The following is a 13,789-nucleotide window of genomic DNA, read 5'->3' on the forward strand; positions in this document are numbered from 1 at the left end:
TCCGCGACCTCAATGCCTGGTACGGCTCCAGCCACACGCTGCACGGCGTCTCGCTCAATGTGAAGCAGGGCGAAGTGGTCGCGCTCGTCGGCCGCAACGGCGCCGGCAAGACCACCACCATCCGCTCGATCATGGGCCTGATGCCGAAGATCTCCGGCAGCATGCAGTTTGATGGCAAGGATCTGGTCTCGCTGAAGGCACATGATCGCTATCGCCTCGGCCTTGCCTATGTGCCGGAGGAGCGCCGCATCGTGCCAGGCCTCACCGTGCGCGAGAACCTGCAGCTTGGCCTCGTGGCCTCCAGCGGCAAGATTGACGAGCGCGAGGCCATCGACGAGATCGCCGAGAGCTTTCCGCGCCTCAAGGAGCGCCTCGATCAGGAAGGCGTCACCATGTCTGGCGGCGAGCAGCAGATGCTGGCCATTGCGCGTGCCACCATCGCCAAGCCGAAGATGATCCTGCTTGACGAACCCTCCGAAGGCATCATGCCGGTGCTGGTGGAGGAGATGGGCGTGCTGTTCCGCAAGCTGCGCGACCAGGGCGTCACGCTCTTGCTGGTCGAGCAGAATGTCGAATGGGCGCTGCGCCTGGCCGACCGCGCGGTGATCCTTGATCAGGGCGAGGTGGTCTATGAGAGCAGCTCGGACGCACTGCTCGCGGACAAGGACATGCAGGAACGCTATTGCGCGGTCTGACGCGCCGGCATGAGGAACGATACGATGCAGATGAATGACAGCCAGACCATCCCGGCCTCGCGCGAGGCCGTGTGGGCTGCGCTCAACAATCCCGACGTGCTGAAACAGTGTATCCCCGGCTGCCAGGAGCTCGAGATGACGTCGCCGACGGAGATGACGGCCAAGGTCGTCATCAAGGTCGGCCCGGTGAAGGCGTCGTTCGGCGGCAAGGTGACGCTGAGCGATCTCGATGCGCCGAACGGCTACAGGATCACGGGTGAGGGCTCGGGCGGCGTGGCCGGCTTCGCCAAGGGTGGTGCGGCGATCCAGCTGGAAGCGGTCGGTGAGAACGAGACCATCCTGCATTATCAGGTCGACTCGCAGATCGGCGGCAAGCTGGCGCAGCTCGGCGGTCGCCTGATCGATGCCACCGCGAAGAAACTGGCGGGCGAGTTTTTTACGAAGTTCGGCGCGGTGGTCTCGAGCGGGAGCTGATCGCGCTCACCCCACGATAAACTGCTTCCGCGCTTCCTTCACCTTCCCGACGATGTAGCGCCGAATCTCGCGCACCCGGCGCGTATCATGCGTATCGGGATGCGAGATCAGCCAATAGGTGCGGGTGAAGCTGTTGGCCGGGAGAATGCGCCGCAGCTCGGGATGACGTTGCGCGGCATAGTCATGCAGGATGCCGACGCCATGGCCCGCGCGCACGGCCTCCAGCTGGCCGATGACACTGCCGCATTCGAAGCGTCGGGTGATCAGCTCGCTCAGCGTCGATGCATAATCCAGCGCGCGGCTGAAGATGATGTCGTGGATATAGGTGATGAGCAGATGGTCGGAGAGATCGCCGACCTTCCGGATCGCCGGTGAGCGCGCGAGATAATCCTCCGACGCGTAGAAGCCGAGCGTGTAGTCGGTCAGCTTGGTGCACATCAGCTTGCCCTCGTCGGGGCGCTCGACCGTGACAACCATGTCTGCCTCCCGCTTGGCCAGCGAGAAGGTGCGCGGCATCGCGACGAGCTGGATCACCAGATCGGGATTGTCGGCGGCGAAGGCGCCGAGCTTGTCCGCGAGAAAATAATTGCCGAGCCCATCCGGCGCGCCGATGCGCACCGTGCCGGCGATCTTGTCGGCGGCGGAGGAGAGTTGCGAGCCGACCCGCAGCAATTCGGATTCCGCCCGCTCCGCAGCAGCCAGCAGCGCGACGCCGGCGGGGGTGAGCGACGATCCTGTCGTCTGCCGGTTCAGCAGCTTGGTCTTGAGGTCCTTTTCCAGCGCGGTGAGCTGGCGGGCGACGGTGGCATGATTGAGCTTGAGCCGCTTGGCGGCGCCGAGAATCTGGCCGGTGCGGGCGACTTCGAGAAAAATACGTACCTTGTCCCAATCCATGCCGGGACCTTATTGGTTCCATCTCGCGCCCGCAATACGAGGCTCAATTGGTCCAGAACATCTCTCGCAGCGGCGAGGCGAGCGTTGCTTCCAGCCCGTCGCGCTTGTAGTCGAGGGTCAATCCGCCGGTCCCGGTCAGTCCGGTGGAGAGGAGCCGCGTGCCGAAGCCACCTTTCGCCGGCGGCGCTTCGATCGGCGGGCCGTCGCTCTCCATCCAGCGCAAACAGAACAGCTGCACCTCGTCCCTGGCCTCGATCGCCCAGCGGAGAGTGATGCTGCCCTGGGGCGCCGAGAGCGCGCCGTATTTCAGCGCATTGGTCCCGAGTTCGTGCAGCAGCAGCGCCATGCTGAGCGCGGCCTTGGAGCCGATCGTGATATCCGTCCCGTTCACCTTGACGCGTTCGGACGCCCCAAGCGCGGCCAGCGCAGCGGTAACGACATCGATCACCGATGCCTCGATCCAGTTATTGCGCAGGAGAATGTCATGCGCGCTGCTCAGCGCCAGCAGACGCTCCTGCAGCGTTCGCACCTCGCCGCGTTCCTTGATCGGCCGCAGCGTTTGCAGGCTGATGGCCTGCACCATGGCGAACAGGTTCTTGATGCGGTGGCTGAGCTCGTTGTTGAGCAGCCGTTGCTGATCACGGATGCGCTTGGCATGGGTAACGTCCGTCGCCATGCCGAACCATTCGGTGATCGCACCGGATTCATCGACGATCGGGATCGCGCGGGAGAAGGTCCAGCCTTCGGTGCCATCGGCCTGCCGCACGCGGTGTTCGAGTTCGTATGTGTCGCGCGCCGCCATCGCGCGATTGGCTTCGGCCATGATCGTGGGCTGGTCTTCAGGAAAGAGATATTCGTCCAGCCAACGCACGGTTGGACCTTCGGCGTCGGACAGGAAGCCGCGCCCGTCGAGCTGGCGCATCTCCTGCCAGTCCGGGCTCATCCGGTAGACCACATCCGAGCTTGCGCTCACCAGCGCGCGAAAACGCTTTTCGCTGTCGCGCAGGCGTGCATCCGACTTGGCGCGCTCCACTGCGGACCAGGTGCGCTCGGCCACTTCGCTGACCAGTGACATTTCGCGGTGCGACCAGTGCCGGGACTCCGCTTGGCCGAGGCCGAGGATGGCGACGAGCCGACCGGCCTTGATGAGCGGAATTCCCATCCAGGCGCGGACATTGACTGCCGCAAAGGCCGCGCGTTGCTGTGCAGATATGTTGGGGTCGGCTTCGACGTCATCACTCGCAACGATCTCGCCGCGATGCCATTTCGCGCGCACATCATTGTCGTAATCCGACATGGTGTGCAGTCCGGCAATGCTCGTCGCGCCGGCGAAGTAGTCGTGCTGGATCAGCACCTGTCCGCCGTCTGCGCTGACTTCGCCGTAGAACACGCGATTGGTGCCGAGATGCTGACCCAGCGTCGAGGCTGCGACGCTCTGGATCTCCACGGCGTCATCCACCTCGCGCAGCGCATCGCTGAGCTTCAGCAACAGGGGCTGTCGTTCCTCGTTGTCGGCGAGGATCTGCGTCGCCCGCACGCGATCGGTCGTCTCCGCCACGATGCAGAGCACCGCCTCCACGGTGCCGTCACCGTTGCGGACGGGCGAATAGGAAATGTCGAAATAGACGGTTTCGCCGTAGCCGCTCCGCTCGATATAGAACGGCCGGTCCTTTGCCGAGAAGGTCTCGCCGGTCTCCATGACGCCGCTGAGCAGAGGGTGAAGGTCGTCCCACAGCTCGGCCCAGTTTTCCTGCGCCGGGCGTCCCAGCGCGCGCGGATGTTTTTCGCCGATGGTCGGCGCATAGACATCGTTATAGAGCGCCACGAATTGCGGGCCGCAGAACAGCACGATCTGCGCTTGTGTTGCCAGCATCAGATCGACTGTGGTGCGCAGGCTGGGTGACCAGGCGGCCATCGCGCCAAGCGGAGTCGTTGACCAGTCGTGCTGTCGAATGAGCTGGCTGAGTTCGCCTGGCGTGGCCGATCCTGGCTCGATTGTTGAGAGTCTGTTCATCATCATCGCACGACTGGCGTTTGGCGGATGCCTGCCAGCGGCCTGGCCAACTCCGTCGATTCCACCATTGAAGCTTTGCTCCCATCCAGCCTGCGTGGCGAAAATCTATCCGTTTCTGGCCCACTTGTTGGGACTAAATTTTTCCGGCGGATGGGAACCGAACCACGAGCGCGATGTTCCCGGCAATGTCCGCCACCAGACAATGACGCCGCTATACGACTGCGACTATCGGTCTGCTAACCAAACACGCGAACGTCACTGGTCAAACTTGAAAGCAGGCGTAGCGTGTCCAGATAACAAGAACATGAGCAGGGAGACCCATCATGTCGGCATCTTACGATCCCGTCACCGTTGCCCTGATGCGCGACGTCCTGAGCAAGGTCGTGGCCAAAGTTCCAGAGCAGCATCGTACCTCAGCTAATCAGGCCGCCATTGCCGGGCGCATCCTTGCCACGGCAGCGCAGGGCATTCGCTCCGAGGAAGGACTGACCAGTGAGGCACTGGCCGAAGTGAAGGACATCTTTACCGGCCCGGCCGGGATGAAGCGCCTGCACAGCGAATTGTCGAAAGTGTTTGGCTGATGGCGCAGCTGTAGCGGCCGTAGGGCGGATTAGGCGAAGCCGTAATCCGCCGCGGAGTTTCAGCAACGAACTCGGCCGGGCGGATTACGCTTCGCTAATCCGCCCTACGTCTGAGCGTTACCCGAACTTATGTGACACGTTCTTCGTCACCGTGTAGCAGCCGAGACCTTCGATCCCACCTTCACGACCATAGCCGCTATCCTTCACGCCACCGAACGGCGTCTCCGCCGTCGATGCCACGAAGTGGTTGATGGTGAGATTGCCCGTCTCCACGTCATTGGAAATGCGCTGCACATTGTCCGCCGAATTCGTGAAGGCATAGGCGGCGAGGCCGAAGGGCAGGGCGTTCGCCTTGGCGATGGCTTCATCGAGATCCTTCACCGGGTTGACCAGCGCCAGTGGACCGAACGGTTCTTCATTCATCGCCAGTGCATCGTCGGGCACATCGGCCAGCACCGTGAGCGGATAGAAGTAGCCGCGGTTGTTGATGCGCTCGCCGCCGGCCAGCACGCGCGCGCCGCGCTTCCGGGCGTCGGTCACCAGCCGCTCCATGGCATCCACGCGGCGCGGATTGGCCAATGGGCCGAGCTGCGTCGTGGGGTCCATGCCGTTGCCGATCTTCAGCGCCGCAGCGCCTTCGGCAAAGGTCTTGGCGAAGATCTCGAAATTCTTCTCCTGCACGAAGAAGCGTGTCGGCGCGACGCAGACCTGTCCGGCATTGCGCGACTTGGTGGCGACGGAGGCTTTGGCGGTAGCCACGGGATCGACGTCGTCGCACACGATCACCGGACCATGGCCGCCGAGCTCCATGATCGCGGGCTTCATCGCCTGTCCCGCCATGGCGGCGAGATGCTTGCCGACCGGCACCGAGCCGGTGAAGGTGATCAGGCGGATGGCGTCATGTGGCACCAGATAGCTGGAGATCTCATTGGGATCGCCGAACACCAGATTGAGCACGCCCTTCGGCAGGCCGGCATCATGAAAGGCGCGCACCAGCTGCAGCGCGCCGGCCGGTGTTTCTTCCGACGCCTTCAGGATGATCGAGCAGCCCGACGACAGCGCACCGGCCACCTTGCGGCCCGGTGAGCTCATGGGGAAATTCCACGGCGAGAAGGCTGCCACCGGGCCGATCGGCTGACGATACACGGTGTGCTGCAGGCCGGGGCCGGCGGGGATCACGCGGCCATACATGCGCATGCCTTCGGTGGCATCCCACTCGATGATCTCTGCGCCGCGCAGGATTTCGAGTTTGGCCTGTTCGAGCGGCTTGCCCTGTTCGAGGGTCATCGCGACAGCCATCTCGTCCACGCGCGAACGGATCAGCGCGGCGGCCTTGAGGATGATCTGCGCGCGCGCATTCGGCGCGGTCTTGCGCCAGACCTGGAAGCCGCGTTGCGCCGCGTCCAGCGCATCGTCGAGATCGGCGCGGGTGGCATGCGGCACGGTGCCGATCACGCTTTCATCTGCGGGATTGATGATCGGGGCACCGGATTTCCGGCGCCACGCGCCGTCTACGTAAAGCTCGATCTCTGGATAGGCCATTCGCAAGTCCACTTTCTTGGTCGTTGGAAGCGGTTGACTCCGCCTCGCTTGCGCGGCAATCAAACATATGTTCACATAATAGAACAAGCGTTCTGTCTAATAGAACAATCTGGAATTGGATCAGGTCGAAGATGCGCAAGGGCGGACGAGACGGGATGGCGATGATCGCAGCGGCCAATGCCGCGACGCGCGCCATTCCAGTGTTGGTCATCGCGCGTCGGACGCGCTGAACAACAAACCTTCAAGAAACGGGTTGGGAGTGAGAGACATGAGAGGGCACAAGGCCGCGTGGTCGATGACACGCCGTGCAGCGATCGCAGGTGCATTCGCCATGAGCGCGATGACGCTCGTGCCGGCGCAGGCGCAGGACGCCTATCCGAGCAAGATGATCCGCCTGCTGGTGCCGTTCCCGGCCGGCAGCGCGACTGACGTGGAAGCCCGCTTCCTCGCCGAGAAGGTCGGCGCCGTGCTCGGCCAGAAGATCCTCGTCGACAACAAGCCGGGCGCCAATGCCAATATCGGCGCCGCCGAAGTCGCGCGCGCCGCGGGCGATGGCTACACGCTCTATCTCGCCACCAACTCGACCCATTCGGCAAACATTCATCTCTACAACAAGATGCCGTTCGATCCCGTCGCCGACTTCACGCCGATCGCACGCCTCACGCGCAATCCGCTGGTGATGGTGGTCAACAAGGACTTTCCGGCGAAGGACCTCAAGGAATTCATCACTTACGGCAAGGCCAATCCGGGCAAGCTGAGCTATGGCTCGGGCAATACCGGCAGCATGGCGGCGGCGCAGCTGGTGCGATCGCTGGCCACCATCGATGCCGTGCGCATCTCCTATCCCGGCACGCCGCAGGCCATCACCGACCTGCTCGGCGGCCGCATCGAATTCGTCATCACCGACGTCGCGGTGACGCGCGAATTCATCAACAATGGTAGCCTGCGCGCGCTCGGCGTCACCACTGTGCAGCGCGTGTCGTCGCTGCCGAATGTGCCGCCGATGGCCGAAGTCGGTCTGCCCGGTTACGAATTCGCCGCATGGAGCGGTCTGTTCGGCCCGAAGAACGTGCCGGCCGATGTGGTCGAAAAGCTCAACAAGGCCTTCCTGCAGGTGATGGCGACGGACGAGGCGAAGAAGTTCTTCGCCGATATCGGCCTCGAGCCGGACGTCTCGTCGCCGGCCGGCCTTGCCGAACACGTCACCAAGCAGACGGAGCTGTGGGGCAAGATCATCAAGGAGTCGGGCCTTGAAAAAATCTGATCCCGTCAGCGCTGTTTTCGAGCAGCTGCCGACGCTGCTGGAGCGCGACGCTGCGCTGATCCAGCGCGGTCGCTTGCTCGATGTGGATTGCCTGCTCGGTTCGACCGAGCAGGCCTGGCACGTCGCCATCCGCGCCGGCCGTATTACCGATATGGTGCCAGCGCCGGTGCTGATGCGTTCGTCGGCGTTCAGCTATCGCGCCACGCCTGATGCATGGACCGCCTTCTGGCAGCCGATGCCGAAGGCCGGCTGGCATGATCTGCTTTCGCTCACCAAGCGCGGCGAAGCCGTGCTGGAAGGCGACATCAAACCCTTCATGACCCATCTGCAGTATTTCAAGGATCTGCTGGCGCTGCCACGCTATGCCGGAGGTGCAGCATGACCGGATACATCGAGCCGATGGTCGGACGCTATGTGCATGTCGATATCGACGGCACCATGCACCGGATCTATTTCGAGGAAGCCGGACAGGGCATTCCGCTGGTGTGCCTGCACACCGCCGGCTCCGACAATCGCCAGTGGCGCTATCTGCTGGCCGATGAGGAATTCACGAAACACTACCGCATCATCGCGTTCGATCTGCCCTGGCACGGCAAGTCGAATCCGCCCGCCAATTGGGACGGCAGCGAGTATCAGCTCACCACCAAGCGCTACACACAGACGATCCGGGCCTTCTGCAGTGCGCTCGATCTCGACAAGCCTGTGGTGATGGGGTGCTCCATCGGCGGCCGCATCGTGCTCAATCTCGCCATCGATCACGCCAGCGAATTCCGCGCGCTGATCGGTCTCGAAGCCGCCGACTTCCAGGCCCCGTGGTACGACACCGCCTGGCTTAATCGTCCCGACGTTCATGGCGGCGAAGTCTGCGCCGCGCTGGTGTCCGGCCTCGTCGCGCCGCAGTCGCCGCCCGAGGCGCGGATGGAAACCCTGTGGGCCTACAAACAGGGCGGCCCCGGCGTGTTCAAGGGCGATCTCTATTTCTATCGCGTCGATGGCGACCTGCGTGGCCGCACCGCTGCGATCGATACCACGACCTGTCCACTCTATCTGCTCACCGGCGAATACGATTTCTCGTGCTCGCCCGAGGACACCGTGCGCACGGCGTCTGGCATCACGGGAGCGGAAGTCACGGTCATGGAAGCCCTCGGTCATTTCCCGATGAGCGAGAACCCTGCGCAGTTCCGGCGTTACATCGCGCCGGTGCTCGAGACCATCAAACAAAAACACAGTTCCTGAGGAGGGGCGTCCGATGAAATTCTTGAAACACGCATTCTATCTGTCCGCCGCGCTGGTGCTGTCGGCCCATGCCGCAAGCGCAGCCGAGACCATCAAGATCGGTGTGCTGAACGACCAGTCCGGCGTGTTCGCCGACAATGGCGGCACCGGCTCGGTGGCTGCTGCAAAACTCGCGGCTGAAGAGTTCGGCGGCGAGATCAACGGCATGAAGATCGAGATCATCACCGCCGATCACCAGAACAAGCCGGACGTCGCCGCTGCCACCGCGCGCCGCTGGATCGACAATGAGAAGGTCGACATGATCGCTGACGGCGCGGCGTCGTCGGCCGGCTTCGCCATTCTCGAAGTCGCCAAGCAGAAGAACAAGATTTTTACCATCAGCGGCCCCGGCTCGTCGGACTTCACCGGCAAGGCCTGTTCGCCGATCTCGTTCCACTTCAACTACGACACCTATGCGCTGTCGAAGCTGACGTCCGAAGCCATCACCAAGGCCGGCGGCAACACCTGGTATTTCATCTCCGCCGACTATGCTTTCGGCCATGCGCTGCAGCGTGACGCCACCAAATTCATCGAAGGCGCCGGCGGCAAGGTGATCGGCTCGTCCGCGCATCCGCTGGGGACCGCCGACATGGCCTCGTTCCTGCTGCAAGCGCAGGGCTCCAAGGCCAAGGTCGTCGGCCTCGCCACCTCGGGCGCTGACGTGCAGACCGCCATCAAGCAGGCCGGTGAATTCGGCATTGTCGAGAGCGGTCAGCAGCTCGCCGGCCTTCTCGTCTTCATCACCGACGTCAATGCGCTCGGCCTCAAGGCCACGCAGGGCCTGCAGGTGACGACGTCCTTCTACTGGGATCTCAACGAGCAGACCCGCGCCTGGGCCAAGCGCTATTTCGCGCTGACCAACAACAAGGTCCCCAGCATGGTGCAGGCCGGCGTCTATAGCGGCGTGCATCACTATCTCGCGGCGGTGAAGGCCGCGGGCACGAAGGATACGGATGCCGTCGCCAAAAAGATGCACGAGCTGAAGGTCAACGACGCCTATAACAAGGACGTCACCGTGCGTCCGGATGGCCGCGTGCTGCACACCATGTATCTGATGCAGGTGAAGAAGCCGGAGGAATCGAAGTACAAGTTCGACTTCTACAAGACCGTCACCACCTCGCCCGGCGAGCAGGCCTTCCGCCCGATGAGCGAAGGCGGTTGCCCGCTGGTCAAGGGCTGATCCTTCAATTGCTACGGACGCGGCGTGGCCGCGTCCGCCTCAAATCTTGATCTCGGAATGTAAGGGAATAGCGGCATGACGACTGCCATTGGATTCATCGGTCTTGGTGTGATGGGCGAGCCGATGTGCCGCAATCTGGCGAAGAAGTCGGGCGTGCCCGTCTATGGTTTCGACCGCGCCGACGCGCCGCTCGAACGCCTCAAGGAAGTCGGCGTCAAGCGCGCCGCATCGCTGGCGGAACTCGCGAAGACCTGCGACGTCATCTTCATGGCGCTGCCGAGCGGCAAGCATGTGCAGGCCGTGTGCGAAGGCGATGACGGCCTGCTGGTTCACGCCGATGCGCGCCACACCATCGTCGATCTCGGCACCTCGCCAGTGGAAGCCAGCCGCGAACTCGCGAAGAAATTTGCCGCCAAGGGCGCGCAATTCGCCGACGCGCCGATCGCGCGCACGCGTCAGGCCGCGGAAGAAGGCACGCTCAGCGTCATGGTCGGTGCTTCCGCTGCCAATTTCGCAAAACTGCAGCCGTTGATCGCCACCTTTGCCACCGACATCACCCATTGCGGCGATATCGGCGCCGGGCAGGTGGTGAAGATCCTCAACAACATGGTGCTGATGGAAACCGTGGTCGCGCTCAGCGAGGCGCTGGAAACGGCGAAGCGTGCCGGCCTCGATCCCAAGGTGGTGTTCGAGACCCTGGCCAAGGGCTCGGCCGACAGCTTTGCGCTGCGCAATCACGGCATGAAGGCGATGCTGCCGGGCAATTTCCCGGAGCGTGCCTTCTCCACCGAATATGCCCGCAAGGACATCTCCTATGCACTCGATCTCGCCAAGTCGGTGAACATCCAGCTGCAGGGCGCGGAACTCGCCGACAAGGTGCTCGGCCAGGCGATTGACGCCGGTGACGGTGATCTCTACTGGCCGGTGATCGCCCGCGTCCTTGAGAAAACGCGCATCTGATCGGACCACGATGAACAAGCCTGCAATAAAACCCAAAGCGGTATCCAAGGCCGATCTCCCCGCCCGCGAAGGCAGCGAGGGCGTTGCCGCCGTCGAGCGGGCGCTGTCCATCGTTGCCGCGCTGGAGAGCGCCGACAAGCCGATGACGCTGGCCGAATTGGCCGTGCGCACCGGCTTCTACAAGAGTACGATCCTGCGTCTGCTCTCGTCACTGATCCCGACCGGTTACGTGACCCGACTGCCGGACGGGACCTATGATCTCGGCCCCACCGCGTTCCGTCTCGGCGTCGCCTTCACCCGCAAGAATGCGCTCGGCCACCACGTGGTGCCGGCGCTGCAGGAGCTGGTGGATCGCGGCACCGAGAGCGCATCCTTCCATGTGCGGCAGGACAATGACAACCGCGTCTGCCTCTATCGCGTGAATTCGCGTCACGCCACGCTCGACCGTGTCGAGGCCGGCCACAGCTACGCGCTGCTGCGCGGCGCCGCCGGTCACATCATCCTCGCTTATGACGGTGCCACCGGCGATCGCTACGACGCCATCCGCGCCCATGGCAACGATGTCTCGCTCGGCGAGCGCGATCCCTCCTGTGCTGCGGTGGCAGCACCGGTGTTCGGCCCGCGCGGCATGCTGGTCGGCGTCATCTCGCTGTCCGGCCCGCGCGAGCGGTTTGGGGAAGCCGAGATCGCGCAGATGAAGAGCACGCTCGGCCCGATCGCGCAAAAGCTCACGCAGAATCTCGGCGGCGAATGGCCGGAATTTCAATCTTGAGAAAGCTGTTCTGATCGATGGCCACGTCCTCATCCATGCCCGACGTTCTCGTCATCGGCGGCGGCAATGCGGCTCTGTGTTCGGCGCTGATGGCGCGCGAGGCGGGTGCGTCGGTGCTGATGCTGGAATCCGCACCGAAGGAATGGCGCGGCGGCAATAGCATGCATGTGCGCAATCTCCGCTGCATGCATGACGAACCGCAGGACGTGCTGGTCGAGGCCTACCCGGAAGAGGAATTCTGGCAGGATCTGCTGAAAGTCACCGGCGGCATCACCAACGAGCCGCTGGCCCGCATGGTGATCCGCCATTCCTCACGCTGCCGGCCATGGATGCGGAAACACGGCGTGCACTTCCAGCCGCCGCTGTCCGGCGCGCTGCATGTGGCGCGCACCAACGCCTTCTTCATGGGCGGCGGCAAGGCGCTGGTGAATGCGTATTATCGCAGTGCTGAAGAACTCGGCGTGAAGATTCGCTACAGCACGCCGGTGAAGAGCCTTGAACTCAAGGACGGTCAGTTCGTTGCGGCCATCACCGAGTCCGGCGAGCGAATCGAAGCGAAAAGCTGCGTCCTCGGCTGCGGCGGCTTCGAGTCCAATCTCGAATGGCAGCGCGAAGCCTGGGGCAAGAACGAGCGTGGCGAGTGGACCGCGGAAAATTTTTTGATCCGCGGTACCCGCTTCAATCAGGGCGTCCTGCTCAAGTTCATGATCGATGCAGGCGCCGATTCCATCGGTGATCCCACGCAAGCCCACTGCGTCGCCATCGACGCGCGCGCGCCGCTCTATGACGGCGGCATCTGCACGCGCATCGATTGCGTCTCGCTCGGTGTCGTCGTCAATCGTGACGCCAAACGCTTCTATGACGAAGGCGAGGATTTCTGGCCGAAGCGCTATGCCATCTGGGGCCGTCTGGTCGCCCAGCAGCCCGGCCAGACCGCTTGGTCGATCATCGACCAGAAAGCCGTCGGCCGTTTCATGCCGCCGGTATTCGACGGCACCAAGGCGGACACGCTGGAAGAACTCGCACAAAAGATCGGCGTCGATGTCGCGACCTTCATGGAGACGCTGAACGCCTATAATGCGGCGTGCCAGCCTGGCACGTTCGATCACACCGCGCTCGATGATTGCCGCACCTCAGGCGTCGAGCCTGCGAAGACGCATTGGGCGCGCGTGATCGACACGCCGCCATTCACGGCCTATCCGCTCGCGCCCGGCATTACCTTCACCTATCTCGGCATGAAGACCGACGAGACCGCTGCGGTGCGCTTCGGCAATGTGGTCAGCAGCAACCTGTTCGCCGCCGGCGAGATGGTGGCCGGCAATGTGCTGGGCAAGGGCTACACCGCCGGCGTCGGCATGAGCATCGGCACCGCCTTCGGCCGCATCGCCGGCGTCAATGCCGCGGCCAGCACCGGGCATCACCACCCCACGTTCGAAGAGGAATTCGCCTATGCCGCCGGTCGCTGAATTGGCCCCGCCGAAAGACGGCGCCTGCAATGGCGGCGTCAACCTCGCCGAGGCGATGACCGCGGGCGAGGCCGAAATCGCGCGCGTCATGCAGATCTGCAACGCGTGCCGTTATTGCGAAGGCTTTTGCGCCGTGTTCCCGGCAATGACGCGCCGGCTCGAATTCAACGCGGCCGATACGCACTACCTTGCCAATCTCTGCCACAATTGCGGCTCGTGCCTCTATGCCTGCCAATATGCGCCGCCGCATGAATTCGCGGTCAATGTCCCGCAGGCCATGGCCAAGGTGCGTGTGCGCACCTATCAGGATTATGCGTGGCCGCGTGCGTTCGGAAAGCTCTATGAGCGCGCCGGGCTCACTGTTGCCTTCGCGCTGTCCGGCGGCCTTGCGCTGTTCATGATCCTGGCGATCGCGATGAATGGCCGGCTGATCCACGAACCGCTGCAGGGCAATTTCTACGCGATCTTCCCGCACAATTTCATGGCGCTGCTGTTCGGCTCGGTGTTCGGTTTTGCGATCCTCGCGCTGGCCATCGGCGTCATCAAATTCTGGCGCGACGTGTCGCCCACGAAGGACGGTACGCCCGCCGACATCAAGGCTGCCGCGCAAGCGCGCGTGCCTGCGGTGGCCGAAGCCGTGCACGACGTCGCGCGGCTGAAATATCTCGGCGG

Annotated in this window: 13 protein-coding genes and 1 pseudogene; 11 read left to right on the forward strand and 3 right to left on the reverse strand. The window is 63.4% G+C overall.

The genetic code is table 11. The annotated features are described in order from the left end of the window. Together ACIQ17_RS22535 and ACIQ17_RS22540 are read left to right on the forward strand one after the other, a co-directional pair. Nucleotides 1–695: ABC transporter ATP-binding protein (locus ACIQ17_RS22535; protein WP_398471381.1), on the forward strand; the 695-nt coding region annotated here is incomplete at its 5' end. 24 nt (nt 696–719) lie between these two features. Further along, on the forward strand, nt 720–1,169 hold the full coding sequence (locus ACIQ17_RS22540) for a CoxG family protein (RefSeq protein WP_398471382.1): 450 nt from the start codon (nt 720–722) through the stop codon (nt 1,167–1,169). Between the two features lie 6 nt (nt 1,170–1,175). Here the strand turns inward: ACIQ17_RS22540 and ACIQ17_RS22545 are convergent, their stop codons facing one another. After that, on the reverse strand, nt 1,176–2,063 hold the full coding sequence (locus ACIQ17_RS22545; protein ID WP_398471383.1) for a LysR family transcriptional regulator: 888 nt from the start codon (nt 2,061–2,063) through the stop codon (nt 1,176–1,178). A gap of 43 nt (nt 2,064–2,106) precedes the next feature. After that, the gene (locus ACIQ17_RS22550) at nt 2,107–4,077 is read right to left on the reverse strand and encodes an HWE histidine kinase domain-containing protein (protein WP_398471384.1); all 1,971 of its coding nucleotides are present in this window, start codon (nt 4,075–4,077) and stop codon (nt 2,107–2,109) included. Between the two features lie 323 nt (nt 4,078–4,400). Here ACIQ17_RS22550 and ACIQ17_RS22555 point away from each other — a divergent pair, with 323 nt between their 5' ends. Beyond that, a complete protein-coding gene (locus ACIQ17_RS22555) occupies nt 4,401–4,658 on the forward strand; it encodes a hypothetical protein (RefSeq protein WP_398471385.1) in 258 nt (85 codons plus the stop codon). A gap of 117 nt (nt 4,659–4,775) precedes the next feature. On the opposite strand, the gene ACIQ17_RS22560 is transcribed toward ACIQ17_RS22555, so the two are convergent. Next, complete coding sequence (locus tag ACIQ17_RS22560; RefSeq protein WP_398471386.1) at nt 4,776–6,200, reverse strand: NAD-dependent succinate-semialdehyde dehydrogenase; 1,425 nt, start codon at nt 6,198–6,200, stop codon at nt 4,776–4,778. A 268-nt stretch (nt 6,201–6,468) separates the two neighbouring features. Between ACIQ17_RS22560 and ACIQ17_RS22565 the strand changes: the two genes are divergently transcribed. The 8 genes and pseudogenes from ACIQ17_RS22565 to tcuB form a co-directional block, all read left to right on the forward strand. Beyond that, complete coding sequence (locus tag ACIQ17_RS22565) at nt 6,469–7,464, forward strand: Bug family tripartite tricarboxylate transporter substrate binding protein (RefSeq protein ID WP_398471388.1); 996 nt, start codon at nt 6,469–6,471, stop codon at nt 7,462–7,464. Continuing rightward, the gene (locus tag ACIQ17_RS22570) at nt 7,451–7,846 is read left to right on the forward strand and encodes a hypothetical protein (protein WP_398471389.1); all 396 of its coding nucleotides are present in this window, start codon (nt 7,451–7,453) and stop codon (nt 7,844–7,846) included. The genes ACIQ17_RS22565 and ACIQ17_RS22570 overlap by 14 nt, the downstream gene beginning before the upstream one ends. Further along, nucleotides 7,843–8,700 (forward strand): alpha/beta fold hydrolase, encoded by an 858-nt coding sequence (locus ACIQ17_RS22575; protein ID WP_398471390.1) that lies wholly within the window; start codon nt 7,843–7,845, stop codon nt 8,698–8,700. Before ACIQ17_RS22570 ends, ACIQ17_RS22575 begins: the two co-directional genes overlap by 4 nt. A 13-nt stretch (nt 8,701–8,713) precedes the next feature. Beyond that, nucleotides 8,714–9,919: an ABC transporter substrate-binding protein gene (locus ACIQ17_RS22580; RefSeq protein ID WP_398471391.1), complete on the forward strand. Its 1,206-nt coding sequence runs from the start codon at nt 8,714–8,716 to the stop codon at nt 9,917–9,919. A 75-nt stretch (nt 9,920–9,994) separates the two neighbouring features. After that, nucleotides 9,995–10,879: an NAD(P)-dependent oxidoreductase gene (locus tag ACIQ17_RS22585; RefSeq protein WP_398471392.1), complete on the forward strand. Its 885-nt coding sequence runs from the start codon at nt 9,995–9,997 to the stop codon at nt 10,877–10,879. A gap of 10 nt (nt 10,880–10,889) precedes the next feature. Further along, nucleotides 10,890–11,651 (forward strand): IclR family transcriptional regulator, encoded by a 762-nt coding sequence (locus ACIQ17_RS22590; RefSeq protein WP_398471393.1) that lies wholly within the window; start codon nt 10,890–10,892, stop codon nt 11,649–11,651. 35 nt (nt 11,652–11,686) lie between these two features. Beyond that, complete coding sequence (gene tcuA, locus ACIQ17_RS22595; protein WP_398471394.1) at nt 11,687–13,117, forward strand: FAD-dependent tricarballylate dehydrogenase TcuA; 1,431 nt, start codon at nt 11,687–11,689, stop codon at nt 13,115–13,117. Further along, nucleotides 13,101–13,789: pseudogene (gene tcuB / locus ACIQ17_RS22600) on the forward strand (tricarballylate utilization protein TcuB); the annotation flags it as partial. The gene tcuA and the pseudogene tcuB, both read left to right, overlap by 17 nt.

The organism is Tardiphaga sp. (assembly GCF_044340795.1).
In the GTDB taxonomy this organism is placed as follows: domain Bacteria; phylum Pseudomonadota; class Alphaproteobacteria; order Rhizobiales; family Xanthobacteraceae; genus Tardiphaga.